The organism is Geodermatophilus sp. SYSU D00691 (genome assembly GCF_054050275.1).
The window spans coordinates 1-25,200 of the sequence record NZ_JBJGYZ010000010.1 but is presented as its reverse complement, the minus strand read 5'-3'; the positions used below and the strand labels follow the sequence as shown (position 1 = coordinate 25,200).

The following is a 25,200-nucleotide window of genomic DNA, read 5'->3' as shown; positions in this document are numbered from 1 at the left end:
GTCCGGAGGGCGGAAACTCAGCGGCGGGTGGCCCCGCCGTCGCCGGGCTGCTCGGTGGGGACGGCGTGCCGCCCGTGCGTGCCGTCGACCGGGCCGGTGTGGGTGCCGCTGTGGGTGCCGTTGTGCGACAGGTCGGGCGCCAGCTTCTCGGCCTTGGCCCGCAGCGAGTCGGCGGCCGAGCGGTCCTGGTCGGCCTGCGCCCGGATCTCGGCGGCCTCCTGCTCGGCGCGGGCCGCGCGCTCCGCCGCCTCGGCCTGCTCCCGGCGGGCCCGCGCCGCCTGCTCCTCGGCCAGCGCGTGCTGCTGCTCGGCGCGGGCCGACCTGACCTGCGCCTCCTGCAGGTGCTCGCGCGCCTGCTCGCGGTTGCGCGCCTTGGCCACGCGGCTGCGCTTCTGCGCCATGAGCGCGACCAGCAGCAGCACGACCACCACCACCACGACGATCAGCACGATCAGCCAGGTGTCCACGACCGTCCCCTTCCTAGAGAGCTGTTGGGAGGGAGGTTCCCGGCGCCGGAAGATCGGAAACTCAGCGGGCCCGCGCGCGGCCGAAGCGGTCGGCGAGCTGCCGGGTGAGCTCCGGCCACACGACGGGGTCGTGGCCGGGGACGAGGGGGTAGCCGCGTGCCGCGGCGAGCGACTTGAGCCGGCGGATCTGCTCGACGCACTCCTCCGGCGTGGCGGCCACGCGGCCGCCGACCGACACCTCGTCGTCGATGTTCTCGGTCAGGTCGGCGGCATCGAAGGCGAGGACGAACCCGCCGCCGCCGACGCTGTCGTCGAGGTCGACGACGAAGCTCTGGTGCCCCGGGGTGTGCCCGGCGGTCAGCACCGCGGTGACGCCCGGGGCGATCTCGGCGTCGCCGTCGGCCAGCCGCCAGTCGTGCCGCGGGTCGTCGAAGTCGATGCGGAAGATCGCGTGCTGCTCGGCCTCGGGGGTGAGCCCGAACTCGAGCTCGCGGCGCTGGCAGTGCACCGGCCGGCCGGTGAAGTGCCGCAGCCCGCCGGCGTGGTCGAGGTGCAGGTGCGACAGCCCGACGGCGTGCACGTCGCCGACGTCGATGCCGGCGTCGGCCAGCGCCTGCTCCAGCGGCTCGCCCTCGGCGGGGATCACCGCCGACAGGTGCGGGTCGAACCGCCGGCGCAGCGCCGGGTCGCGCAGGTAGGCGGTGTTGAAGCCGGTGTCGAGCAGCAGCCAGCCGCCGTCGACCCGCAGCAGGACGCCCGGCACGGGCTCGCGCATCCGCGCCTCGGGCGGGGCGCCCTCCACCGACACCGACTTCGGCAGGTCCTCCCAGCCGAGGGTGAGCAGGACGATCTCGCGCACTCCGGTGCGGGCCATGCGTTCCTCTCTCGAGCGGGCGGGAGGGCCGGCGGCCGGCTGCCGCCGGCCCTCCCCGGGTGTTCTAGGCGGACAGCCCGGCCAGCCGCAGGCTGGTGGGCGCGGCGATGTCCTTGGACTCCTCCATGCCCTGGAGCCAGGTCTGGGCGACCATGAAGTCCTGCCGGTAGGCGACGTTGGTCCAGCACCCGGTGGCTGACGCGAGCTCGCCGATCTGGGCGTAGACCGCGTCGTCGCCGGTGGCCAGCGCCTGCGGCAGCAGCTCCTCGATCTGCGGGTCCGAGCAGCCCAGGTAGTTCAGGCCCCCGTCCGCGGCGTACAGGATGTGCGCCGAGGTGTAGGGGTCGGCGGCGTCGGGCCAGTAGCTGGCGACGTACACGTTCGGCGCGCCGTCCTGGTTGCCGATCCAGCCGAACACCTGCGAGGTCGTGTAGCCCTGGACCTGCGGCGTGAACCCGAGCTGCTGCAGGTTCGCGCTGATCAGGTTGGCCAGCTGCTGGTCGTCGGGGGCGCTGGTGTCGTAACCGATGACGATGGTCTTGTCCTCGGCCGACGCCGACTGCCCGATCTCCTGCAGCGGGGCGGTGTCGTCCTCGACCGCCTGGGTGTCGGTGCCCTCCGGGAGCATCCCCTCGGGGTAGTTGCCGGTGGCCTCGCGGCTGCGGCCGGCGAAGACCTGCTCGCGCAGCGACTCCAGGTCCAGCGCCTGCTGGAACGCCTGCCGCGCCGCCGCGTCGGCGAGCAGCCCCGTGTTCGGGTTGACGTAGACCTGCTCGGTGATGAATGACGGCAGGTCGTAGGTGGCGACGGCGTCGTTGCCCAGGTAGTCCTCGACCGCCGGGGCGTTCAGGCCGTGCAGGATCGCGTGCAGCTCGCCGTTGTTGAGCATCAGCTGCTGCGTCGACAGGTCGGTGATGACCGGCAGGTCGATGGTGTCGAAGTGCACGTCGCCGCCCCACCAGTCCTCGTAGGCCTGCAGCTCGTAGTGCTCGCCGATGTCGGCGCGGGTGAGCGTGTACGGCCCGGTGCCGGCGTCGTGCGTCTGCAGGTAGGTCTGGGCGAAGTCGTCGCCGGCCTGCTCCGACAGGATCGTGGGGCTCATCATCTTCGGCCCGTACGGCGAGGCGAGGTAGTCGAGGAACGCCGAGTTCGGGGCCGAGAGCGTGATGACCACCTGGGTCGGGCTCGGCGTCTCCACCGAGGCGACGTCGGCGACCATGTACGCCGGCCCCTGGTTGACCGCGAGCCGCCGGTCGAACGACGGCTTGACCGCCGAGGAGTCGAACGGCGTCCCGTCGTGGAAGGTGACCCCCTCGCGCAGCGTCAGCGTGTAGACGGTGTTGTCCTCGTTGACCTGCCAGTCGGTGGCCAGCGCGGCCTCGATCTCCGGCTCGGTGGTGCCCGCCCGGTACTGCAGGAGACCCTCGTAGGCGTTCTGGGTCAGCAGCAGCCCCTGGCCGGAGTAGTAGATGTCGGGGTCCGGCGGCTGGCCCGGGTCCTGGAGGAACGACAGGCGCAGGACGCCGTCGTCGGGCGCCGAGCTGGTGACCTCGGGCTGGCCGTCCCCGCCGCACGCGGCGAGCGACGCGGCGAGGACGACGCAGGCCACCGCCCCCAGGAGCCGGCGGTTCACGCGCCCACCCCGGCCAGCTCGGCCGTCGTCCCCAGCGCGGTGAACGCCTCGACGATCTCGTCGGTGCTGCGCCGGGCGCCGGACTGCAGGTACTCCATGGCGTTCAGCGAGGCCTCGTGGGCGGGGAAGGACGACCCACCCACGCAGTCCTCGACGACGCGGACGTGGAAGTCGCGCTGGTGGGCGTCGGCGAAGGTGTAGTGCACGCAGACGTCGGTGAGCCCGCCGATGAGGATCAGCGTCCGGGCCTGCAGCGCCCGCAGCACGATCTCGAACTCGGTGCCGATGAAGCCCGAGTAGCGCCGCTTGACGATGTGGAACTCGCGGTCGTCGGCGGCCGGGTCGGGCAGCAGGGTCGGCCACAGGTCGGTGCCGGGAGCGCCGTCGACGCAGTGCCGGCCCTCGGCGCCGTCCAGCTCGCGGCCGAAGTCGATGCCGCTGGGGCGGTGCACCTCCTGGAAGAACACGATCGGGACGCCGGCGGCGCGGGCGGCGGCGACCAGCCGCTCGGCGCGCGCGACGCGGCCCTCCGTGCCCGGCATGTGCGCGATGCCGACCACGTCGGCGGGCATGGCGCCGCCCTGCTGGATGTCGACGACGACCAGCACGGGCCGGCCGACGATCATGGGTTGCTGCACGGTTCTCTCCTCGGTCGTGAAGGGGTCAGGCGTCCCGGAAGGTGCGGGCGGCGCCGGTGCCGGCCGACCGTGGGTCGACGTAGTCGGGCTGGGTGAGGCCGATGCGGCGCATGGCCATGCCGGTCATGGCCTCGCGGACGGCGCGGTGGGCGAGCAGCGCGGTGATGCCGGCGGTGCCGTCGTAGGGCGGGCTGACCTCGACGACGTCCATGCCGACGATGCCGACCTCGGCGGCCAGCCGGCGGACGGTGCGCAGGATCTCCCAGCTGGTCAGGCCGCCGGGCTCGGGCGTGCCCGTGCCGGGCGCGAACGCCGGGTCGCACACGTCGACGTCCAGGGAGATGTAGAGGTGGTCGGCCTGGTCGAGCGCCTCGTCGATGGCGCGCTCGAGCACCGCCTCGAAGCCGTCGCGCCGGATCTCGGCCATGAAGTGGGTGCGGAGCTGGTGCTCCTCCATCCAGTCGAGGATGGGCTCGTCCGGCCAGTAGCCCCGCAGGCCCACCTGCACGAAGTTCCTGCCGGGGACCGCGCCGCTCTCGATCAGCTTGCGCATCGGCGTGCCGTGGCTGGCCAGCGAGCCGGGCGAGTCCGGTGCGGTGTCGGCGTGCGCGTCGAAGTGGATGATGCCGACCTTCCCGTGGCCGAAGTGGTCGGCCACGGCGGTGGCGCACGGCCAGGTGATGGCGTGGTCGCCGCCCAGGACGATCGGCACGACCCCGGCGTCGACGACGCCGCCGACGAACTCGCGGACCAGGTCGAAGGTGCCCAGCGTGTTGCCGACCAGCACCTCGGCGTCGCCGTAGTCGCAGGCGCGCAGGTGCTCCAGCGGGTCCACCCGCACGTCGAGGTGCGGCAGGCTCGACCCGTAGCCGCCGATGTAGTCGGTGGAGCGGATCGCCATCGGGCCCAGGTGGGTGCCGGCGCGGCCGGTGACGGTGCCGTCCCACGGCACCCCGAGGACGGCGACGTCGATCTCGCCGGCGGTCAGGTCCTCCGGGGTCAGGCAGACCGGCAGCTTCATGAACGTCTGGATGCCGGCGAAGCCGCGCTCGCCGCGGGGCCGGTTGACCTGCACCGGGCCCGGCGTGCGCGGGGGCAGCTGCCAGTGCGGGAAGTCCTCGGCGCCCTCGAGGACGTGGCTGTGGGCGTGGTCGTGGTCGTGCGACACGGGAGGGTCTAGGCCTCGATCCGGGGGTCGGCGGCGGCCTGCAGCAGGTCCACCACGGTGTTGATCAGGACGTAGGCCACGCCGAGCAGGAGCATCACGCCGGCGATGGCGGGGAAGTCGTTGACCGGGATGCTCTGGGCCGTGTACTGGCCCAGACCCGGCCACGCGAAGATCAGCTCGACGACGAGCACGCCGGCGAACATCAGGCCGACCTGCAGGCCGGTCATCGACAGCGCGGGGCCGAGCGAGTTGCGCAGCACGTGCCGGCGCAGCACCTGCCCTTCGGACAGGCCCTTGCTGCGGGCGGTGCGCGTGTGGTCGGTGCGCAGCGTCGTGCTCAGCGAGGAGGCGAGCACCCGGCCGATCGCGACGGCCGGCCCGACGGCCACCGCCAGGCCGGGCAGCACCAGGTGCTGCAGCGCGTCGCCGAGGACGTCGAACCGGAAGCCGATCAGCGAGTCGACCAGCAGCAGGCCGGTGGGCCCGTCCGGTGCGTCGGCGATGCTGGTGCGGCCGGTGGCCGGCAGCCACCCGAGAGTCTTGTAGAAGAGGATGATCCCGCCGATCCCGAGCAGGAACACCGGCGCGGCCGCCCCCGTCATGAGCACCAGCCGGAACACCCGGGCCCCCGGCCAGCGCAGCGTCGTCGCCACGGCGAACAGGACGCCGAGCACGATCGCGAGGAGCAGGCCGAAGGCCGCCAGCTCCACCGTGGCCGGCAGGTAGGTGCCGATGTCGTCGCTGACCTCGCGGCGGGTCCGGTAGGACTCGCCGAGGTCGCCGGTCACCAGGCCGCCGACGTAGCGGAAGTACTGCGTGGCGATCGGGTCGTCCAGGCCGAGCTCGGCCCGCTCGGCCTCGACCGCCTCCTGGGAGGCGTTGGCGCCGAGGCTGGCCCGGACGCCGTCGGCCCCGGAGGCCTGCTGCAGGCCGAACAGCACCGCGGTGAGGACCAGGACGATGACGACGGCGGCGGCGAGCCGCTTGGCGATGAGGAGCAGCACGGGTCCTCCCCTTTCAGCGGCCGGACATGAGGTTGCGGATGCCGTCGCCGGCGACGTTGGCCGCCAGCGACAGGAGGAGGACGGCGATGCCGGGCATCACCGGGATCCACCAGTCCTGCAGCAGGTAGCTGAGGTTGCGGGCGGTGTCGGCGCCGAGCTCCGGGGCCGGCGCCGACTGGCCCAGGCCGAGGAACGACAGCCCGGCGAGGGTGAGCACGAGGGTGCCGATGTCGAGGCTGGCCGTGACGACGGCGGCCGGGACGGCGCCGGGCAGGAGGTGGCGCAGCGCGATCCGCACCGACCCGGCGCCGGCCAGCCGGGCCGCCTCCACGTGCGGCCGGGCGGCCAGCGAGCGGATCTCGCCGCGCAGGATGCGGGCGTAGAACGGCCACCAGACGATCGAGACGGCGAGCAGCGTGTTGAACAGCCCGCTGCCGAGCGCGGCGACGACGGCGATGGCGACCACGGGGGCCGGCAGCGCCAGGAAGCCGTCGGTGACCCGCATGAGCAGGTTGTCGACCCAGCCGCCGCGGGTGCCGGCGATCAGCCCGACCAGGCCGCCGACGAGCACCCCGAGCGCCACCACCGCGAGCGCGGCCAGCCAGCTGGAGCGCAGCCCGTAGAGCACGCGGGAGAGCACGTCGCGGCCGACGCTGTCGGTGCCGAGCAGGAACCCGTCCTGGCCGGGCGGGGTGGACGGCATCCCGGCCGGGTCGAGCGGGCCGTACGGCGCGAGCAGCGGGGCGGCCACCGCGATGAGCGTGATCAGCCCGAGCAGCCCGGCGGCGGCGAGGTCCCACCGCCCGCGGCTGCGGGCGGTGGGGCGGCTGCGGCCGGTGCGGGTGGGCGCGGTGGGGACGACTGCCTCGGCGACGGCCATCTCAGATCTCCTTCTGGCGGATGCAGGCCACGCGCCGGGAGTCGGCGTCCATGAGCAGGTCGGTGCCGGTCCGCAGCCGCTCGAGCGGGACGAACAGCTGCGGGTCGGCGCAGGTGTCGATCGCGAACGGGCACCGCGGGTGGTACTCGCAGCCGGCCGGCGGGGACAGCGGCGAGGCGGGCTCGCCCTTGAGCGCGGGCGGCTCGACGCCGAAGTCGGGGACGGCGGCCAGCAGCGCCTTGGTGTACGGGTGCTTGGGCGAGCGGATGACCTCGTCGGAGTCGCCGACCTCGACGATCCGGCCGAGGTACATCACCGCGATCCGGTCGGAGACCACCCGGGCGACCGACAGGTCGTGGGTCACGAAGACGACGGCCATGCCGAGGTCGCGGCGCAGCTCCTGGATCAGGTTGAGCACGGTGGCGGCCAGCGAGACGTCGAGGGCGCTGGTCGGCTCGTCGCAGAGCAGCACCTCGGGCGGGACGACGGTGGCGCGGGCCAGCGCCACGCGCTGCCGCTGGCCGCCGGAGAGCTCGCTGCCGCGGGCGTCGTAGACCGCCTCGGGCAGGCCGGTGCGGCGCAGCGCGGCCAGCGCCCGCTCCCGCCGCTGGGCCTTGGGCAGCTTCTCGGTGCGCAGCCGCTCGTCGAGCAGCTGGCCCACGGTCAGCCACGGGGTGAGGGAGGCGCCGGAGTCCTGGAACACCATCTGCGGCCGGCCGCCGCGGCCCAGGACGACGTCCCCCTTCGACTGCTTCTCCAGGCCGGCGAGGACCCGCAGCAGGGTGGACTTGCCCGAGCCGCTCTCCCCCACCAGCGCGACGCACTCGCCCTCGCGGACGTCGAGCGAGACGCCGCGCAGCGCGCCGAGCTCCGCCTTCCGGCCGCGACCGGCGCGGACCCGGAACACCTTGTGCACCCCGCCGGCGCGGGCCGCCCAGCCCTCGGCGGCCGCCTCCTCGGCGACCGCCACCGGTGGGAGGGGCAGCGGCGGGGGCGGCGGCGCGACGGCCAGGCCGGTGACCGCCCACGGCTCGGCGATGCACGCCCGAAGGTGGCCGCCGGCGACCGGCAGCGGGTCGGGCAGCAGCGTGGTGCAGGCCTCGGTGGCCAGCGGGCAGCGGGGCGCGTACGCGCAGCCGGGCGGCAGGTCGGCCGGGTCGGGCGCGCCGCCCTCCAGCGCCCGGATCGGCCGGGTGCGGTCGGTCGACAGCGACAGCCGCGAGCGCATCAGGCCGACGGTGTAGGGGTGGGCCGGCTCGCGCAGCACGGTGCCGGTCGGCCCCAGCTCGGCGACCCGGCCGGCGTACATGACCGCCACCCGGTCGCTGACCTGCGCGGCGACGCCGAGGTCGTGGGTGATGAGGAGGACGCTGCAGCCGACCTCGTCGCGCAGCCGGCCCAGCAGCGCGAGCACCTGCGCCTGGACGGTGACGTCGAGCGCCGTCGTCGGCTCGTCGGCGATGACCAGCGCGGGGTCGCCGGCCACCGCCATCGCGATCATGACGCGCTGGCGCAGCCCGCCGGAGAGCTCGTGCGGGTAGCTGTCGAGCCGGCGCTCGGGCTCGGGGATGCCCACGGCCTGCAGCAGCCGCAGCGCCTCCTTCACCGAGCCCGCCGCCTCGGCGACCTGCCGGCCCACCTTCATCGTGGGGTTGAGCGAGGTCATCGGGTCCTGGAAGACCGCGCCCATCGACACCCGCCGCACCGTGCGGCGCACCTCCGGGCCGGCGGTGAGCATGTCGGTGCCCTCGACCAGGGCCAGGCCGCTGGTGCGCGGCTGCGAGGCCTCGGGCAGCAGGCCGAGCAGGGCGAGGCTGAGCACGCTCTTGCCGGAGCCGGACTCGCCGACCAGGCCGACGATCTCGCCGCGGCCGATCTGCAGGTCGACGCCGCGGACCGCCTCGACCTGCCGGCCGCCGCGGGTGAGGCCCACGTGCAGGTCCTGGACGTCGACGACGAGGTCGGTGGCCGGCGCGGCGTCGTGCTGGACGACGCCGGCGAGGTCGTGTGCTGCGGCTGGGGCCGAGCGCGGCATCCCGTCACCTCCGTGGGACGTGCCGGCCGCGAGGCAGCCGACGACGACTGTCTCCCGGGCTTTTGTCCCGCCGTGGCACGGACGCGCGCACCTGGACGGCACGAGCCCCGCTGCACCTCTCGGACCAGCCCGCCCGCAGGCGGCGGAACCCTAGGTGCGCCCCACCGGAGTGGGTCGGGCACCAGTGAACTGGCGGTTCGTGACCCGCCGTTTCCGCTCATGTTCCTTTCGTGTGACGCGGGACCCCACCTGCGTGGTCTCCGTCACCGGACGCGCGACGGCCGCTGCCGAGGCGGGAGGTCCCACCGCGGCAGCGGCCGTCGGGAGCGGTGCCGGGTCCACCGGTCGCGCGATCAGGCGACGCGCCCCTGCAGCGCCTCCTGGCCGAACGACGACAGGGCCAGCGAGCCCTCGGGCAGCACCAGCTCGCCGCTCTCCAGGCGGCGGCGCAGGTAGCGGAAGCTCTGCGCGGTCTGGGCGAAGAGGTGGTCACCGGCGACCAAGGGCGTGCGCGCGGGCTCGCCGTCGGCGACGAACTGCGGCAGCGGTGCGACGAGGGTGTCGTGGTCGACGTTGAAGAACAGCGGGAAGGAGTAGCGCTCCTCGACGACCTTGCGCACCCGGTGGGTGGTGGCGACGAACCGGCCGTTGGTCCAGGTCTCGAGGATGTCGCCCACGTTGACCACCAGCGTGCCCGGGCGCGGCGGGACGTCGATCCACTCCCCCGCGCCGTTGAGCACCTCCAGCCCCGGCGCGGTCGGCAGCAGCAGCGTGAAGCACTCGTAGTCGGTGTGCGCGCCGATGCCGACGGCGTCCACGGCCGCGGGGTCGTGCGGGTAGTGGATCAGCCGCAGCTGCGACGGCGGCTTGGCGACGAACCGGTCGAAGGCGTCGGCCGGCTCGCCGAGGGCCAGGGCGAAGCCGCGCAGCAGGGCGCGGCCGAGGGCCAGCACCGCGTCGTACCAGGCGCCGACCGCCTCGCGGAAGCCGGGCAGGTCCGGCCACTGGTTGGGGCCGAGCATCCGCCCGGCCAGGAAGTCGGGGTCGTCGGCCGGCAGGTCGGCGGAGAGGTCGAACGCCTCCTTGAGGTCGCGCGTACCGCCGGCGAAGACCTCCTCGCCCTCGGGCACGTAGCCGCGGTGGTTGGTGGAGCGCCCGATGTAGGTGCGCATCTTCTCCTCCGGCGGGAGGGCGAAGAACGCGGTCGTCACGCGGAGCAGGTCCTCGGCCAGCGCCGGGTCCAGGCCCGTGCCGGTGACGTAGAAGAACCCCACGTCGCGGGCGGCGCGGCCGAGCTCGTCGGCCACCCGGTGGTGCTCGGCGGGGTCGTCGCCGAGCAGGCCCGAGACGTCGACGACCGGGACCTCGGTGAAGTCGGTCAGGCTGCTCATGCGGTGCGGACCTCCGGGACGACGGGGCGGGGACGGCGGACGGGCAGCGCGGCGGCGGAGCCCTCGGTGGCGACGACGGACCAGCGGCGCAGCAGCGGCGTGCCGGCGGGGTCGGTGGTGATCTCCCGCAGCCCCGCGCCGTCGGCGACCAGGTCGAGCGATGCAACCGCGCGGGCCGGCCGGCTGGAGGCGGTGCGGACGACGGCGCCGTCCGCACCCACCGTGCCGAGGGCGACCTCGGCGTCGGTGGCCCAGGCGACGTCGTCGCCGACGCGTACCAGGACGGCCGGTGCCCCGGTCGCCGTGTCGCGCAGCTCGACCGCGCAGCAGGGCAGGTCGGGGCCGGTGCGGCGGGCCCAGCGCTCGACGTAGGCCTCGTGCCGACCGGTCTCGACCAGCGCGTCGGGGCCGTCGGGCTCGAGCAGGCCCTCGTCGGGGGTGGGGCCGGGCCGGAGGTCGACGACCCGTTCCCAGCAGGTCCACCTGCCGTCGGCCCGGAGACGCCCGGCGAACCCCTCGGTCGCGGTGGGGTCCACCGGCAGCCGCAGGTCGACGTAGTAGCTGCCGGCCTGCAGCCAGGTGACCGCGGCCGACGTGTCGCAGGTGCCGTCGGGTCGGATCAGCAGGGTGCGCTGCCAGCGACCGCGCAGCGCGGGATCGGGCGGGACGACGGGCACGGCCACCCCCGGGCGTCGGCCGGGCGGGGATGCCCGGCGACCACGCCGCTCGGCGGGTCCCGCTCATCCCAGCCGACCGCTGTGTCGGGCGGACGGCCGCGCCGTGACGTCGGTGTTACCCGGCTGCTTCAGCGCTCGTCACTTGAGCGCGCTGCCGGCCTGCCACTGGTCCCACGGGATGGCCCAGTCGTAGATGTCGCCGTCGGCCGCCGACAGGGTCGGGCCGATGGAGTTCTTGATCTCCACGACGTCGCCGGGCTGGCTGAAGTTGAAGAACCAGGCCGCGTTCTCGGTGGACATGTTGATGCAGCCGTGCGAGACGTTCTCGCGGCCCTGCTGCGCCACCGACCACGGGGCGGCGTGCACGAACTCGCCGTTGTTCGACAGCCGCACCGCGTACTCGACCGGGGTCCGGTAGCCGTTGGGGCTGTCGACCGGCACGCCGTAGGTGCTGGAGTCCATGACCCGGTCGCGGTTGAGCTCGGTCACCACGTGCGGGCCGTTGCGGCTGGGGAAGTCGGGGCCGCCGGCGCTGATCGGGAACGTCTGCACCAGCTGGTCGCCGTCGTACACCTGCATCTGGTGGGTCCCGGCGTCGGCGACCGACACGTGCCGGTCGCCGATGCGGAAGGACACCACGCGGTCCTTCTCGCCCCAGATCCCGCCGCCGAAGCTGACGCCGTAGAGGTCGGCGTGCAGCGTGACGTCGGTCTGCGCCGGCCAGTAGGTGGACGGCCGGAAGTGCACCTCGGAGTCGGACAGCCAGCTCCAGACGCCGTCGGTCGGGGTGGAGCTCTGGACGAGGAGGTGGCTCTCGACGGCGGCCTTGTCCTCGACCGGCTCGTCGAAGTAGACGCGGATCGGCAGGCCGACGCCCACCGTCGTGCCGTCGAGCGGGCCGATCGACGGGGTCGACAGCGTCTCGGGGGTGGCGGTGGTGAAGGTCGTGGCGGCGGAGACCTGCTCGTCGTCGCCACCGGTCGCGGTGGCGGTGAGCGTGTAGGTGGTGCCGTAGGCGAGGTCGGTGTCGGGGGTCCAGACCTCGGTGACCGCCTGACCCTCGGCGGGCTCCTCCTCACCGGCGGCGTCCTCGGCGAGCTTCCCGGTGACCGGCGTACCGGCGGCGTCGACGAGGGTCACCTCGCCGATCTCGCCGTCGGTGACCGTGATCTCGAGCGGGACGACCGGCGAGACGTCGGCCGACCCGTCGGCCGGGGCGACGGCGAGCTGGGCCGGCCGGGCCTCGGCGGACGACGACGGCGACGGCTCGCCCGACGCGTCGGGCTCCTCCGCGGTGTCGGTGCAGCCCACGAGGAGCAGCAGCGCCCCGGCCACCAGTGCAGCTGTGCGTCGCACCCGCCCCGTCCCTTCCGCCGCACCCGTCGCTGGATGCCTTTTCCGCTGGTCCGCGTCCAGTGTCCACGCCCGGACGACGGAGGGGGGATCTTGAGCGGCACCCGCCCGGACCCGACCCGATCCGCGCTGGTATCGTTCTCCCCCGGTCGCCCGGCACACCGGTCGACACGCGCCATTAGCTCAATTGGCAGAGCAGCTGACTCTTAATCAGCGGGTTCGGGGTTCGAGTCCCTGATGGCGCACCCCTTCCGACCAGCGGCTCCTCCCTCCGGGGTGGGGCCGCTTCGTCGTGCTTGGGCTCCTGTCGGCGCACGTGTGGGCGCACCCGGGGCCGGAGTGGTCGAGCGTGGGCGCACCAGGGGCTCCGCTGGACGGGTCGCGGCCGCCAGGGTCCTGAAGCGGAGGGCGCGCCGGGAAAACGGGCCGCTGTGCGGCTAGTGGGCCTCCACCTCTCCGCGGTACTCGAACTACCGCTACCCCAGGTCGTCGTGGGACGTCTGGGGCCGGTCACCTTCAATAACGACCAGTCCGGCACTCCGCCTTGTTCCAGCAGCAGATAGCGCAACTGCGCCCGCAGTTCCGCATTGGCCCGCTCGAGGTGCTCGTAGGGCTGTCCAGTCGTCCCGTCACTTCGGGCACGGCGCCAGCGTCGCCGACGGCGATCGCCGAGACACAGCCGCGTTACGACTCGTCACGCCTTCGGGCGAGCGGATGCGAGCGGACGGCAGGGCGGCTCCAGTGTCGAGACCACCGATCCTGCAAGCGCGAGGGTGGCTACGCCCTGTCACTCATCGGGGTGACAGCGGGCTCTCGGCGACGGTGGCTCTGCCTTCTCGAAGTCGCTTTTAGGCGGCGAGCGATTACATCCCGTAGATCGCGGTGCGGGAACTTGCAGAGATCACCACAGATGTCCTTCACCAAGAGTGGTAAGACCTTTGGTTCTCGATTCACCTCGTTGCCCACTGGGGCGCCAAGACTATTGCGCTCAGTGGTCGATGCCAGTTCACTTCGCGAGCGGCTTAATGGTTCCGCCGAGCCGGCCTCGCTGTAGAGCCGGTCACGCCGCAGCCCGCACACGATTACCGATTCCCGCCGGAGAACCCGTGAAGCGCCTTCTGTCCGTGCTCGCCGTCGCTGCATTCTCCGCTAGCTTGCCGTTGACCTCGGCGCAAGCACAGGAGGCGGCTACCTGTAGCCGCCCCGCTTCCGACGCCGAGGCGCTTCACGTCATCAGCAATCAGCTGCCCGGGAACCGACAGTCTCAGGCTTATTGGTGGAGTAAGACCGATCTCACAATCGCCATCGCAGCCAGCCCGAACGTAGCTCTTGACCAGTACGCGGCTGTCGAGCGGGCTATTCGGACCTGGCAAGCGACGCTCGATGAGTGCCTGGGCGGAGCGGTGAGCCTAACCTACGTACCAATCACGCCGGGCGCCGTCGCGCGGACAGACATCGTGGTCCGCCTCGTGCCGCACGCGGGAGGACTAGCCTTTAGTGGTCTCGCCGAGTGCGGCGCTTCTGGGTGCAACAACGTCATCGTCAGCTATGTCGCTCCTCCCGGACATTCCGGCGAGGACGACGACCCGGTGACTCCGGTATGGGCGACCGAGGGCATCGCGCTGCACGAGATCGGCCACGCGCTCGGACTCGGCCACGCCACCAACCTCCTCGAATCCACCGACCTCATGGGCTACGGCTGGATCAACAGCGAGTTCGGCAGGGTCCCCACCATCTCTCAATGCGACGCAGACGCCCTGGCCTACGTCTGGTCTTGGGCGCTGGAGGGCGCCGATCCCGCTCGGCCAGAGGCCTTCACCTACGACTGCTGACAACTGTCGGACGGTGCAGACTGCCGCCAGTCGCTGGACCGTCGACCCCCAATCTGCGGAGCGGATATCTGACTGGTGCCTGCCATCGAGCAGGACACTTTGATTGGAGGGGTGGCCATGGCGAGGCTGCAGAAAGTTCTGGTAATTGCCTTGGCCGCATTGCTGGGCTTCCTGGGAATGCCGGCATTTTCTGCCACCGCCGCCGTTCCTGAGGGAGACGGTGCCGCAGGCACACTCACCATCACCTGGTCGCTCCGCCAAGGTGATGTCTCATCGATGGGAACGGTGACCTTCGTCTCGAACGGAGCGACGGCTCAAGTCACGATCGACGCCACAGCGTCTCGGACGGTGGCGAGCGACTGCCCGACTACCCACACGATCCATTGGGGGGGCACCACGACCCAGGCTCCGGTCAACGTGAACCTCAACCCCGACGGCAGCTATTTCGTGGGGATGCCGCAGATCAACGGAGCCTGGACGGAGACCTTCACCACCTGCTTGGAGGAGACGGTCCAAGTGCTCCCCGACGCCGGGTTCGACGGGTTTTCCCACGAGTCGGCTGACGAGTACCTCACGGGCCGGGTCGAGGTGGTCCCAGGGCCTGGAGGACTCCTCCACGTCGAAGGAACAGACGTCATGACGGTGACGGTGGGCGCCGCGAACTGGGGTGTTACGGGCCCAGCCACCGGCACCTGGTCGCTGGACCAGTTCATGCCCGGCGGACCGACGCCGGAGTGTTCGGACGGATTCGACAACGACGGTGACGGTTTGATCGACTTCCCCGACGATCCCGACTGCGCCTCCGCCGAGACGGGCAGCGAGGGCTTGGTCGAGCCGCCGGCGTGCGCCGACGGTCTGGACAACGACGGCGATGGCAAGGTCGACAGCGACGATCCGGGTTGTGCCAGTGAGCCGTTCGGCTTGTCCGAGGTTGACAAGCCGGCCTGCTCGGACCTGCTGGACAACGACGCGGACGGTCTCCTGGACGGAGACGACCCTGGCTGCACGAGTGGGACCGACAACAGCGAGGAGAACCTTCCAGCTTGCTCGGACGGCTTGGACAACGACGGCGACGGAAGCATCGACGGGCTCGATCTCGGCTGTAGCGGTCCTCAGGACGCCGATGAAACCGATCTGCCTGGCTGCTCGGACGGCCGGGACAACGACGGCGACGGCCATGTCGACTTCCCCGCCGACCCTGGTTGTGAGGGTCCGCAGGACCCGAACGAGGCCGACTGCGACTCGGAGTTCTCCCGGTACAACGCGGTCGCGTCGGCGTGGGGAGAACCGCAATTCCTGTTCTCCGTGGCCGTCCCCTGGTGTCACGACGGCACGGTGGCTCAACTGCACCAGGAAATCGACTCCGTCACGACAGAAGCGACATGGCTGCAGGACACCGCGCTCTCACGGCTGTTAGACGCCTTCGTCGGTATCACGCTCGAGGAGCGCCCGGAGCTGGCGGAGGTCTCGGCGCGCACGCTGCCCGGCGGTGCCCTGGAATTGACGGCGGTCGGTTACTTCGATGCCTGCCTCAACATCTCAGACCTGGTACTGCAGGCGCTCGTCCCAGGGGCCCGAATGGTCCTGACGCGACAGTGGAAGCGCCTGACCCCTGAAGCGCGGGAGGCGTTCATCGAAAACATCGAGAATTTCATCAAGCTGCCGAGGGCGATCCCCCGTCAACAGCAGGAGTTCCTGCTCGAAGAGGTGACAGCGGCTCTCGAACTGCACCTGCAGACCTTCGTCAACAAGGCTGAGCTCACCTTCGGTCAGGTGTGCGGGGACACCTGGCGTCCTCGGATCACGGTGACCATGAGGCCGGACGGTGGCACCAGCCACGTCGTGGACACGGCGCCGGGAGGGTCGGAGTTCTGGCAGACGACCGTGAACTGAGACCGAATCCTCGATAGAGCGACGGGCCGTGGTGGCCAAGGCAGTCACCCAGGGCGGCAGCTGCATGTGGGCGCAACGTGGGCGCGAGCTGTGGAGGATGGAATAGCCGGAAGAGACGTCGCCCGGCAGGGTTCAACTGCTTCACCAGCGAAAACAGGCTGGAGCATCACTCGCGATCAGCGGGTTCGGGGTTCGAGTCCCTGATGGCGCACCCCTTCCGACCAGCGGCTGCTCTCTCCGGGATGGGGCCGCTTCGTCGTCCCCGGCCCCAACTCACCCCCTGCAGACGAGGCGCGGGGTTGCGCCGGGGCACGACGCTCGCACCTGCTCAGGGACGAGCAGCCGGGTCGGGGAGGCGTCATGCGGGAGCTCAGCAGCCGGTCGGGGACCAGGACCGACATCCCCGAGGACCCCCCGGAGGACGAGCTGGTCCCGGCGCCCACGGGATGGGTGTTCGCCGCGGTGCTCGGCCCGCTCGTCGTGCTGGTCGTCCTCGCGTGGACGATGCGGGGCCTCTGAGCGGAGACCTCCTCAGTCGAGGAGGACGACGCCGCGGATGTTCCGCCCGGCCTTCATGTCGTCGAAGCCCTCGGCGACCTGGTCCAGCGAGTAGGTCCGCGTCACCAGCTCGTCCAGCTTGAGCGTGCCGGCCACGTACTGGGCGAGCAGGTTCGGGACGTCCCACCGCGGGTTGCAGCCGCCGAACAGCGCGCCCTGCAACCGCTTCTGGAACACCGTGAACATGGTGTGGTTCACCGGGATGCCCGCCTGGCGCATGCTGCCGGTGCCGGTGAGGACGACCGTGCCGGCCTTGCGGATGCAGGTCACCGCCTCGGCGATGTGCTCGCCGGTGACGACGCCGACGGCCACGACGGCGGCGTCGGCGCCCTGCCCGTTCGTGAGGGAGCGGGCCAGGTCGGTGGCCTCGGCCATCGTGCCGGTGGCGTGGGTCGCGCCGAACTGCTTGGCGGCCTCCCGCTTGAACTCGACCGGGTCGACGGCGATCACCGCGCGGGCGCCGATGGCCCGGGCGGCCTGCACGCTGTTCATGCCCACCCCGCCGACGCCCATGACGACGACGACGTCCCCCGCCCGGGCGTCGGACATGTTGGTGACCGACCCCCAGCCGGTGGGGACGCCGCAGGCGACGAGCGCGGCCTTGTCCAGCGGCAGGCTGGGGTCGATCTTCACCGCCGACCGGGCGTCGACGACGGTGTGCTCGCTCAGCGCCGCGAGGCCGTAGGCCTGGGCCACCGGCCGGCCCTGGTACGACATGCGGAAGCTGGTGGGGTCGTCGATGCGGGCGCCGGTGAAGAGCTTGGCGCCGAGGTCGCACAGGTTCTGCCGGCCGGTCGAGCACATCCGGCACCGGCCGCAGACCGCGACGAAGCTGAGCACCACGTGGTCCCCCTCCGCCCAGCCGGGCGTGGCGGGACCCACCCCGACGACGACGCCGGCGCCCTCGTGGCCGCCGGCGAGGGGCAGCCGGAGCGGCGGGGCCGACCCCGGTGGGACGTCGTGGTCGTCGGTGTGGCACAGCCCGACGGCGGCCATCCGGACGAGCAGCTCCCCCTCGCGGGGTCCGTCGAGGTCGACCTCGGTGACCTCGTACCGGCCGGGCTGCGTGTGGAGCACTGCGCTGCGGGTCTTCACGGCGTGGACCTCCCGGGGCTCGGAGGCTGCGCGGCCCGCGCCGAGTGGTCGAGCCGCCAGACGGGGGAAGGACGGCGGAGGGTTCGTGGACGCTGGAGTGCCGGATCGTAGCGGCGATCCCCTGCGCCGCGGGGCCCGCGGCGCGCACCGGTTCCGCCGACGAGCACGCCGGTGTCGCAGGGTGACCGGCCGGTCACGCGGCCTCGCCAGGCGGGCGCACCCCGGGCACGGAGGCCCTCTGTCGCCCGCCTGACGAGGTGGGACCAGTGTGGGGCATCGTGGCGCGGACCGCCGTCCCGTGCGGCCCCCCGGAGCCCGACGTCAGACCAGCCCGTGCTCCCGGGCCGCCGCGACGGCCGCGGCCCGGCCGCGGGCGTGCAGCTTGCCCTCGACGCGCCGGATCCGGCTGCGCGCGGTGTTCGTCGAGACCGACAGCGCCGCGGCGATCGCCGCCGTGGACCGGCCGTCGGCCAGGTGTCTCAGGACCTCGAGGTCGCGGCTGCCCAGGGTCACCGCTGCGTCGGGGAGCATGGCCGCCTCCTGCTGGGCACGGCGCCCGTCGACCGCGGGACGCCGCGTCCCGAACGCTAGTGACGGGAGCTGCGCCGGGCTTTACCGTTCCCGCACCGGGTCTTACCTCTTCGCGCACCGGCAGGAGGGTCCGGCGATGCGCCCACGGATCCAGCGCGCCGCGCTCACGGGGTACGCCGGGCTGGCCGCGTCGGTGGGCCTGGACCCGGCCGAGCTGATCGCCGGCGCCGGCCTCGCGCCGGCCGACCTCGAGGCCGGCGACTGGCTCCCGGCCGTGCCCGTCGCGCGGCTGCTGGAGACCTCCGCCGAGCGCTCCGGCTGCGAGGACTTCGGGCTGCGCCTGGCGGGCCTGCGCCGGCTGGGCACGCTCGGCCCGATCGCGGTCGCGCTGCGCGACGAGCCGGATCTGCGCGGCGCGCTGTCCCTGCTGCTGTCCTACGAGCGCGTCTACGAGCAGGCGGTGCACCTGCGGCTCCGCCAGGACGGCGGCACGGGCACCCTCGACGTGTGGCTCGAGCTCGGTGAGCCGACGGCCCATGCGCAGCTGCTCGACCTCGTGCTGGGCGCGCTGCTCGGCATCGTCCGGGCGCTGCGCGGCACCTCCTGGACCCCCTCGGCGGCGTCCCTCACCCGTCCGGAACCGGCCGACCCGGCCCCGTGGCGGCGGTTCTTCGGGGCGCCGGTCACGTTCTCGGCGCCCTGCAGCGGCCTGGTGGTGCCGGCAACGGAACTGGGGGCGCCGCTGCTCACCGCGGACCCGTCGCTCCGCCCGTACACCCGGCAGTTCCTCCGCGCGGTCGCCGCCCCGCCGACGACGACGACGGCCGCCCGGGCCGCCGAGGCGGTGGAGGTCCTGCTGCCGCAGGGGCGCTGCGACGCGAGCCGCGTCGGCCGGGCCCTCGGCCTCGGCCCGCGGGCGCTGCAGCACCACCTGGCGGAGGAGGGCACCAGCTTCTCGTCGATCGTGCACGAGACCCGGAGGCGGCTGGCCGAGCGCTACGTGGCCGCCGAGCGGTACTCCCTGACGGAGGTGTCGCAGCTGCTCGGGTTCGGCGCGCCGAGCGCGTTCACCCGGTGGTTCCACCGGCAGTTCGGCGTCAGCCCGAGCGACTGGCGCCGCGCCGCTCGGGCGCGGACCGCGGCCCGAACCGTCCGGAGCGGGTGATCTCCCGGGCGTCGCGGCCCGGGCAGCCTGGCACGGGGATCCTCCCCGAGGAGGTGGCGCCGCGTGGAGTCGGTACGTGCCCGCCGCTGGACGGCCCGGAGCGCGCTGGTCCTGCTGGTCGCGGCCCTGGCCCTCCTGCTGGGCTTCGCCGTGGACGGCGGGTTGTGGCTGCTGGTGCTCACCAGCGTGGCGTCCGCGCTCGCGATCGCCGGCGTGTTCTGGTTCCTGCTGCACCGCGGCGCGGTGCGCTGGTTCGCGCTCGGCCTGGCGATCTGCGCGCCCCTCGCACTGCTCGTGGCCTTCGTCGCGAACGGGCTGCTGTGGATCGCGCTGCTGGCGGCCGTGTTGCTGGCGTCCGCCGCGGCGGCCGGGCGGTACGCCCTGCGGCCGGACCGCTCGGCCTGGGCGCTGCCGACCACCGAGGTCCCGCCGGCCCGGCAGCCGTTCGTGATCATGAACCCGCGCTCCGGCGGCGGCAAGGTCGCCCGCTTCTCCCTGCGCGAGCGGGCCGAGGAGCTCGGCGCCGAGGTGGTGCTGCTCGACCGGCCGGGCACCGACGTGCAGCAGCTCGCCCGGGACGCGCTCGCCCGCGGCGCGGACCTGCTGGGGGTGGCCGGCGGCGACGGCACCCAGGCCCTCGTCGCCCAGGTGGCCGCCGAGCACGACGTGCCGCTGCTCGTGATCAGCGCCGGCACGCGCAACCACTTCGCCCAGGACCTCGGCCTCGACCGCGCCGACCCCGCCCGGTGCCTCGACGCCCTCCGCGACGGGGTGGAGGCGCGCATCGACCTCGGCACGGTCAACGGCCGGCCGTTCGTGAACAACGCCTCGTTCGGCGCGTACGCCGAGATCGTGGAGCACCCCGGCTACCGCGAGGACAAGACGCGGACCGCGCTCGACGCCCTCCCCGACCTGCTCAGCCGCCGGCAGGGTGCGCACCTGGTGGCCGAGTTCGACGGCCAGACCGTCACCGGACCCCAGGCGCTGCTGGTCAGCAACAACCCGTACGAGGCCTCGGACCTCGCCGGGATGAGCCGCCGCGCCCGGCTCGACCGCGGCGTCCTGGGGGTCGTCGCGGTGCGGGTCGATACCGCCCGGCAGGCCGTGGGCCTGCTGCAGGGCGCCCACCGGCGCGGCCTGCTCTGGGCCGAGGCCACCGAGGTCGTCGTCAGCGCCGACGTGCCCGAGGTGCCGGTCGGGATCGACGGGGAGACCGTCCGGCTGGCCGCGCCGGTCCGCTGCGCGGTCAGCCCCGGCGCGCTGCGCGTGCGGCTCCCCCGCGAGCGGCCGGGCATCCGCCCGCCGCGCGGTCAGCTGGTCTGGGCGCGGCTGTGGTCCCTGGCGCTCGGCCGCCCCGACCCCGCTCAGGCCGGGGTCTCCCAGGTGGCCCCGGTGCGGGCGCGGTAGGCCGCCACCGCCGCCTCGACGGTCGGGAAGAAGTGGCGCGGCTCGATCGCCTCGGTCAGCCCGTAGCGCTCGATCTTCCGGCGGACGGGGTCCTTCATCTCCGCGAACGCCAGCGTCACGCCGCGCTCGTCGAGGCGGTGGTCGAGCTCGAGCAGGACGTCGGCGGCGGTGGTGTCGACGTCGGTGATCGGCTCGGCGGCGATCACGATCCACCGCGGCGCCGGTTCGCTGCGGGCGAGGGCCAGGACGTCGTCGCGGAAGGTCTTGGCGTTGGCGAAGAACAGCGGCGCGTCGAACCGGTGCAGCACCAGCCCGGGCAGCTGCGCGGCCTCCGGGTAGGACCGGACGTCGTGGTAGCCGGGCAGCCCGTCGACCAGCCCGAGCGTCGCCTGGTAGGGCCGCCAGGCGCGGCGGAAGACGTTGAGGATCGACAGTCCCACCGCGATGCCGATGCCCGGCAGGACGCCGAGCAGCGCGACCCCGGCGAAGGCCACCAGCGACAGGCTGAACTCGACCCGGCGCTGGCGCCACAGCCGCGCCGTCGCCGGCAGGTCGGCCAGCGAGAGCGCCGCGGTGATGACGACGGCCGCCAGCGCGGCCTGCGGCAGGTCCTGGAACAGCCCGGGCAGGAGGACGATCATCACGATGACCAGCGCGGCCCCGACGATGCCGGTGAGCTGGGTCTTGGCCCCCGCGCGCTCGGCCACCGCGGTGCGGGAGGCGCTGGTGCTCACCGGGAAACCCTGGAAGAGGCCAGCGGCCAGGTTCGCCGTCCCGATGCCGATCATCTCCTGGCCACCCCGCACCTCCTGCCCGGTGCGCTCGGCGAACGCCGAGGCCGTGGAGATGGTGTCCGCCAGCGACACCAGGGCGATGGCCAGCGCGCCGGCGACCAGGGCGGCGAGGTCCGACCACTCGATCGACGGGATGGTCAGGGGCGGGAAGCCCTCGGGCAGCACGCCGACGAGGGAGACACCGCGGTCGCCGAGGTCGAGGAGGCTGCTGAAGGCGATGGCCAGCACGACCATCACGAGCACCGCCGGCACCTTGGGCCAGAACCGCTGCAGCCCGAGGACGACCACGATCCCGCCGAGCCCCACGGCGGCCGCGGCCGGCACGACCTCCCCCTGCGCCACCCCCTGGACGAAGCCCACGATCTCACCGATCAGGCCGTCGCCGTCCACGGAGAACCCGAACAGCTTGGGCAGCTGCCCGACGACGATCGTCAGGGCCAGCCCGTTGAGGTAGCCGATCATGGTCGGCTTCGACAGCAGGTCGGCGACGAAGCCCAGCCCGGCGAACCCGGCGGCGATCATGACGCCGGCGGTCAGCAGCGCGAGCATCGACGCCAGGGCGACCGCCCGCTCCGGGTCCCCGCCGGCCGCGACCAGCGGCAGGATAGTCGCGGCGATCATCGGGCCGAGCGACGAGTCCGGGCCGAGCACCAGGATCCGCGACGGCCCCACCACGGCGTAGGCCAGCAGGCAGGTGATCGTCGTGTAGAGCCCGGTGATCGGGGGCAGCCCCGCCAGTTCGGCGTAGGCCATGCCCTGCGGCACCAGCAGGGCCGTCAGCACCACGCCCGCGACGAGGTCCTTGCGCAGCCAGGCCGCGCGGTAGCCGCGGAGGCCCGCGAGACCCGGCGGGAGACGGGTCACCCGGTCCTCCGGTAGGCCTCCCGCAGCTGCTTCTCCACCAGGATCGGGACGAACGCCTGCACCCGGGCGCCGGCGAACGCGGCCAGCGCGGCCTCCGCCCGTGCGCGCACCTCGTCGCGGTCCGCGCCGTACTCCGCCGCCAGCCGCAGGACGAGGGCGTCGACGAACGTCGCAGCCGGCGCAGCCTCGACCAGCGTCATGGCGAGCCCTCCTCGTCCGGAGCCACCAGCGGTTGCCGGAAGGGTCGCGGGCCGCGCGAGGACCCGGCATCACCCGGGCCGGATGAGGTCAGGTGTCCAGGTACCGGGCCACGAAGCCGAACAGGACGCCGAGCGAGTTGGTGGCCCAGTGGGCGCCGATGCTCGCCAGCACGCTGCCGCTGCGCCGGCGCAGCTCACCGAACACCAGCCCGCCGACCGTGGTGAGGGCGACGGTGCCGACGGCGAGGAGGGCCCCGCCCGCACGTGCGGCGGGCACCGCGTGCCACAACCCGAAGAGGACGGACGTGATCACCAGGACCTGCCACGGGGGGCAGTGGCGGGAGAGCACGCCCCAGAGCACCGAGCGGAAGGCGAGCTCCTCGAACACCACCGTGCCGAGCGGGATGACCACGAGCGCGGTGCCCAGGGCGTCGAGCACCGGCAGGTCGTAGCGCGGGTCGTCGAAGGCCGGCCGGCTCAGCGGGAGCGCGACCCCCACCGCGTAGACGAGCGCGACCGCGCCGACGGCGCCCAGCGCCCACCGGCTGCCCGACGCGAGGCGGTCGCGTCCCAGGCCCAGCTGCGCCCACGTCAGCCCGTCGAGACGGGCGACGGCGAGCAGGCCGAGGCCGGCGAGCGCGCGGGCCCACCAGGGCGGGCCCAGGAGGGAGGCACCCAGGTTGACCGCCACGAGGACGAGCAGGACCACCCCCGTGGCCACCAGGTCGCGGCGGCGGACGGCGGGGCCACTCACTCCTGGGCGAGCAGCGGCCGGAGCCGCTCGGTGTCGGCGTCGGTCCAGCCGGGCGGCTGCGCGAGCTCGGCCCAGCCGTCGGCGTAGTCGGCCGAGTAGCGGTGCCCGTGCCCGTCCGGCGCGTCGACGGCGAACGCCATGTCGGCCGTGACCTGCCAGAACGTCACGAAGGGGATCCAGAACATGTCCGACGAGACGTCAGGCGCGGGGTCCTCCTCCAGCCAGTCCGGGCGGGTCAGGATCAGCTGCGGGGACCACCACACGATCGGGTCGGAGGCGTTCTGCAGGTAGACGACCCGCGGCTCCTCCCACACCCCGGTCGGACGGGCGAGGTCGGGTGCCTCGTCGGCCCACCGCACGGTGCGGCCGTCCTCCAGCACCGGCAGCCACTCGGGCGTGTCCTCCTCCCGGTCGGCGACGAGGTCGCGCCACAGCGGGTTGAAGTTCGGCGGGCCGGCCCACAGCACGCCGTCCGTGCGGTTGCGGATGTCGGCGAGCCCGCTGAACGCGGCCTCCCCGGCGAACGTGCCGAGGCTCTCGCCGAACACGTAGAGCGCGGGCCGGTCGTCCGGGGGCAGGTCGGCCCAGACCCCGTACACCGCGTCGAACAGCGCCCGTCCGGCGTCGCGCGCCTTGGTCTGGTCGACGAGGAAGGAGATCCAGCTCGGCAGGTAGGAGTACTGCACGGCCACCATGGCGGTGTCGCCGTTGAACTCGTACTCCAGCGCGTCGCTCGCGGCGGGGTCCACCCACCCGGTGCCGGTCGTGCTGATGACGACCAGCACCGCCCGGTCGAACCCGCCGGCCCGCTCGAGGTCGCGCACGGCGAGGGCGGCCCGGTCCTCCACGTCCTCCGCCGACGCCAGCCCGGCGTAGGCGCGGACCGGTTGCAGCGCCGGCCGGCCGGAGAACGCCTGCAGCTCCTCCGGCGTCGGCCCCGTCCCGACGAAGTTGCGCCCCTGCAGCCCGAGCTCCTCCCACGGCACCAGCGAGTCGGGGCTGCCCGAGCGCTCCGGCGCCGTCGGCTCCACCGCGCCGGCCTCCGTGCCGTCGTCCTTGACGCTGAACGCCGAGTTGAGCGCCTCCACCAGCCCCCGGAAGAGCACGCCGTTGAGCAGCAGCAGCACCAGGACGGTGACGACGGCGACGCCCAGCGGCCGGGCGACCCGGCGGGGCAGGAACCGGCCGAGCAGCCGGACCAGCCAGCGGGCCAGCCGCCGGATCGCGCGCCCGGTGCCCACCGCGGCGGCGAAGAGCAGCAGGGCGACGACGACCAGCCCGGCGACGGACCACCCCGCCGGCGGGTCGGCGCCCATGAGCTCGTGGAGGTCCCGCTGCCAGCCCGAGCCCAGCCAGAGCATGACCACGACCAGGACGGTCCCCAGGACGACGAGCACCTGCCAGGCCCGCCGGCGGAAGGCGGCCGACATCCGGCGGTCGGTGACCTCGGCGACGAACCAGGCCACCGTCGTCCCCACCCCGTAGCCGATCGCGGCGGTGATCCCGGCGATCAGGCCCTGGAGCAGCCAGCCGCGCGGCAGCAGCGACGGGGTCAGCGAGCTGCACGCGAGCAGCAGCGCGCCCAGCGTGCCGCTCCAGGTGTAGCGCGGGAGGTGGCGCAGCCACCTCGGGCGGCCAGGTGGACGCGCGGCCGGTGCGGCCGGGGCGGTCTCCTCGGTGGGGGCCGGGGGCGCGGTGGCAGGCTCCGCCGTCATGGCGTCCTCCGCGGTCGGGGACCCCGAGGCTAGGGACGCCGGGCGCCGCGGAACTCGCACCGGGAGGATGAGCCGCGCCCGGCTGCCCGGCGGCACCATCCGGCCATGGCGAGAACGAGGGCCCGCCTGCCGGAGCCGGGCGCCGCGCCGGACGTCGGTCTGGTGGTCGCGGCCGCGACCGCCCCGAGCCCCATCGCCCCCGCGCTGTACACCCCCACCCCCCACCACCAGGGCCTGGTGACCGCAGTGGCCACCGGTGTTCAGTACAAGGT

General features: G+C 73.5%; 22 protein-coding genes and 1 tRNA gene. 6 read left to right on the top strand and 17 right to left on the bottom strand.

Annotated features, from left to right (window positions below; all coding sequences use genetic code 11):
- Positions 1-17 precede the first annotated feature (17 nt).
- The 11 genes from ACI797_RS09485 to ACI797_RS09435 all read right to left on the bottom strand — a co-directional run bounded on the left by ACI797_RS09485 (position 18) and on the right by ACI797_RS09435 (position 12,123).
- A complete protein-coding gene (locus ACI797_RS09485; protein ID WP_456858364.1) occupies positions 18-467 on the bottom strand; it encodes a hypothetical protein in 450 nt (149 codons plus the stop codon).
- Positions 468-528: 61 nt separating this feature from the next.
- Positions 529-1,341: an N-acyl homoserine lactonase family protein gene (locus tag ACI797_RS09480; RefSeq protein WP_456858363.1), complete on the bottom strand. Its 813-nt coding sequence runs from the start codon at positions 1,339-1,341 to the stop codon at positions 529-531.
- 64 nt (positions 1,342-1,405) lie between these two features.
- Complete coding sequence (locus ACI797_RS09475) at positions 1,406-2,974, bottom strand: ABC transporter substrate-binding protein (protein ID WP_456858362.1); 1,569 nt, start codon at positions 2,972-2,974, stop codon at positions 1,406-1,408.
- Positions 2,971-3,612: a cysteine hydrolase family protein gene (locus ACI797_RS09470; protein WP_456858361.1), complete on the bottom strand. Its 642-nt coding sequence runs from the start codon at positions 3,610-3,612 to the stop codon at positions 2,971-2,973. Before ACI797_RS09470 ends, ACI797_RS09475 begins: the two co-directional genes overlap by 4 nt.
- A 25-nt stretch (positions 3,613-3,637) precedes the next feature.
- Positions 3,638-4,780, bottom strand: a complete 1,143-nt coding sequence (speB, locus tag ACI797_RS09465) for an agmatinase (RefSeq protein WP_456858360.1) — start codon at positions 4,778-4,780, stop codon at positions 3,638-3,640.
- Between the two features lie 8 nt (positions 4,781-4,788).
- Positions 4,789-5,784, bottom strand: coding sequence for an ABC transporter permease (locus tag ACI797_RS09460; RefSeq protein WP_456858359.1), 996 nt, complete (start codon positions 5,782-5,784; stop codon positions 4,789-4,791).
- Between the two features lie 13 nt (positions 5,785-5,797).
- Positions 5,798-6,664, bottom strand: coding sequence for an ABC transporter permease (locus tag ACI797_RS09455; protein ID WP_456858358.1), 867 nt, complete (start codon positions 6,662-6,664; stop codon positions 5,798-5,800).
- A gap of 1 nt (position 6,665) precedes the next feature.
- Positions 6,666-8,699, bottom strand: coding sequence for a dipeptide ABC transporter ATP-binding protein (locus ACI797_RS09450; protein WP_456858357.1), 2,034 nt, complete (start codon positions 8,697-8,699; stop codon positions 6,666-6,668).
- A 353-nt stretch (positions 8,700-9,052) separates the two neighbouring features.
- Positions 9,053-10,090: an isopenicillin N synthase family dioxygenase gene (locus ACI797_RS09445; RefSeq protein WP_456858356.1), complete on the bottom strand. Its 1,038-nt coding sequence runs from the start codon at positions 10,088-10,090 to the stop codon at positions 9,053-9,055.
- On the bottom strand, positions 10,087-10,767 hold the full coding sequence (locus ACI797_RS09440; protein WP_456858355.1) for a hypothetical protein: 681 nt from the start codon (positions 10,765-10,767) through the stop codon (positions 10,087-10,089). The genes ACI797_RS09445 and ACI797_RS09440 overlap by 4 nt, the downstream gene beginning before the upstream one ends.
- A gap of 138 nt (positions 10,768-10,905) precedes the next feature.
- On the bottom strand, positions 10,906-12,123 hold the full coding sequence (locus ACI797_RS09435) for an Ig-like domain-containing protein (protein ID WP_456858354.1): 1,218 nt from the start codon (positions 12,121-12,123) through the stop codon (positions 10,906-10,908).
- Positions 12,124-12,292: 169 nt separating this feature from the next.
- On the opposite strand from ACI797_RS09435, the gene ACI797_RS09430 reads away from it, so the two are divergent.
- The 4 genes from ACI797_RS09430 to ACI797_RS09415 all read left to right on the top strand — a co-directional run bounded on the left by ACI797_RS09430 (position 12,293) and on the right by ACI797_RS09415 (position 16,364).
- A tRNA-Lys gene (locus ACI797_RS09430) sits at positions 12,293-12,365 on the top strand.
- Positions 12,366-13,226: 861 nt separating this feature from the next.
- Complete coding sequence (locus tag ACI797_RS09425) at positions 13,227-13,952, top strand: hypothetical protein (protein WP_456858353.1); 726 nt, start codon at positions 13,227-13,229, stop codon at positions 13,950-13,952.
- A gap of 75 nt (positions 13,953-14,027) precedes the next feature.
- Positions 14,028-15,845 (top strand): hypothetical protein, encoded by a 1,818-nt coding sequence (locus tag ACI797_RS09420; RefSeq protein ID WP_456858352.1) that lies wholly within the window; start codon positions 14,028-14,030, stop codon positions 15,843-15,845.
- A gap of 360 nt (positions 15,846-16,205) precedes the next feature.
- Complete coding sequence (locus ACI797_RS09415; protein ID WP_456858351.1) at positions 16,206-16,364, top strand: hypothetical protein; 159 nt, start codon at positions 16,206-16,208, stop codon at positions 16,362-16,364.
- 12 nt (positions 16,365-16,376) lie between these two features.
- On the opposite strand, the gene ACI797_RS09410 is transcribed toward ACI797_RS09415, so the two are convergent.
- Both ACI797_RS09410 and ACI797_RS09405 read right to left on the bottom strand, forming a co-directional pair.
- Complete coding sequence (locus ACI797_RS09410) at positions 16,377-17,498, bottom strand: NDMA-dependent alcohol dehydrogenase (protein ID WP_456858350.1); 1,122 nt, start codon at positions 17,496-17,498, stop codon at positions 16,377-16,379.
- Between the two features lie 321 nt (positions 17,499-17,819).
- Positions 17,820-18,029, bottom strand: coding sequence for a LuxR C-terminal-related transcriptional regulator (locus tag ACI797_RS09405; RefSeq protein ID WP_456858349.1), 210 nt, complete (start codon positions 18,027-18,029; stop codon positions 17,820-17,822).
- A 136-nt stretch (positions 18,030-18,165) separates the two neighbouring features.
- Here ACI797_RS09405 and ACI797_RS09400 point away from each other — a divergent pair, with 136 nt between their 5' ends.
- Positions 18,166-19,194, top strand: coding sequence for an AraC family transcriptional regulator (locus ACI797_RS09400; protein ID WP_456858348.1), 1,029 nt, complete (start codon positions 18,166-18,168; stop codon positions 19,192-19,194).
- A 63-nt stretch (positions 19,195-19,257) separates the two neighbouring features.
- On the top strand, positions 19,258-20,601 hold the full coding sequence (locus tag ACI797_RS09395) for a diacylglycerol/lipid kinase family protein (protein ID WP_456858347.1): 1,344 nt from the start codon (positions 19,258-19,260) through the stop codon (positions 20,599-20,601).
- Here the strand turns inward: ACI797_RS09395 and ACI797_RS09390 are convergent.
- The 4 genes from ACI797_RS09390 to ACI797_RS09375 form a co-directional block, all read right to left on the bottom strand.
- Entirely contained in the window at positions 20,559-22,259 is a 1,701-nt protein-coding gene (locus tag ACI797_RS09390) for a SulP family inorganic anion transporter (RefSeq protein WP_456858346.1), read from the bottom strand. The two genes, ACI797_RS09395 and ACI797_RS09390, sit on opposite strands and share 43 nt — an antisense overlap.
- Complete coding sequence (locus ACI797_RS09385; protein ID WP_456858345.1) at positions 22,256-22,459, bottom strand: three-helix bundle dimerization domain-containing protein; 204 nt, start codon at positions 22,457-22,459, stop codon at positions 22,256-22,258. Before ACI797_RS09385 ends, ACI797_RS09390 begins: the two co-directional genes overlap by 4 nt.
- An 88-nt stretch (positions 22,460-22,547) precedes the next feature.
- Positions 22,548-23,213, bottom strand: a complete 666-nt coding sequence (locus tag ACI797_RS09380; protein WP_456858344.1) for a CPBP family intramembrane glutamic endopeptidase — start codon at positions 23,211-23,213, stop codon at positions 22,548-22,550.
- Positions 23,210-24,928: an alpha/beta hydrolase gene (locus ACI797_RS09375; protein ID WP_456858343.1), complete on the bottom strand. Its 1,719-nt coding sequence runs from the start codon at positions 24,926-24,928 to the stop codon at positions 23,210-23,212. The genes ACI797_RS09380 and ACI797_RS09375 overlap by 4 nt, the downstream gene beginning before the upstream one ends.
- Between the last annotated feature and the right edge of the window lie 272 nt (positions 24,929-25,200).

Bases quoted from the DNA above. Each gene is read 5' to 3' on its own strand.
- ACI797_RS09480 (WP_456858363.1), bottom strand. From the start codon at position 1,341: ATGGCCCGCACCGGAGTGCGCGAGATCGTCCTGCTCACCCTCGGCTGG.
- ACI797_RS09455 (WP_456858358.1), bottom strand. From the start codon at position 6,664: ATGGCCGTCGCCGAGGCAGTCGTCCCCACCGCGCCCACCCGCACCGGC.
- ACI797_RS09450 (WP_456858357.1), bottom strand. From the start codon at position 8,699: ATGCCGCGCTCGGCCCCAGCCGCAGCACACGACCTCGCCGGCGTCGTC.
- ACI797_RS09445 (WP_456858356.1), bottom strand. From the start codon at position 10,090: ATGAGCAGCCTGACCGACTTCACCGAGGTCCCGGTCGTCGACGTCTCG.
- ACI797_RS09415 (WP_456858351.1), top strand. From the start codon at position 16,206: ATGCGGGAGCTCAGCAGCCGGTCGGGGACCAGGACCGACATCCCCGAG.
- ACI797_RS09405 (WP_456858349.1), bottom strand. From the start codon at position 18,029: ATGCTCCCCGACGCAGCGGTGACCCTGGGCAGCCGCGACCTCGAGGTC.
- ACI797_RS09400 (WP_456858348.1), top strand. From the start codon at position 18,166: ATGCGCCCACGGATCCAGCGCGCCGCGCTCACGGGGTACGCCGGGCTG.
- ACI797_RS09385 (WP_456858345.1), bottom strand. From the start codon at position 22,459: ATGACGCTGGTCGAGGCTGCGCCGGCTGCGACGTTCGTCGACGCCCTC.
- ACI797_RS09375 (WP_456858343.1), bottom strand. From the start codon at position 24,928: ATGACGGCGGAGCCTGCCACCGCGCCCCCGGCCCCCACCGAGGAGACC.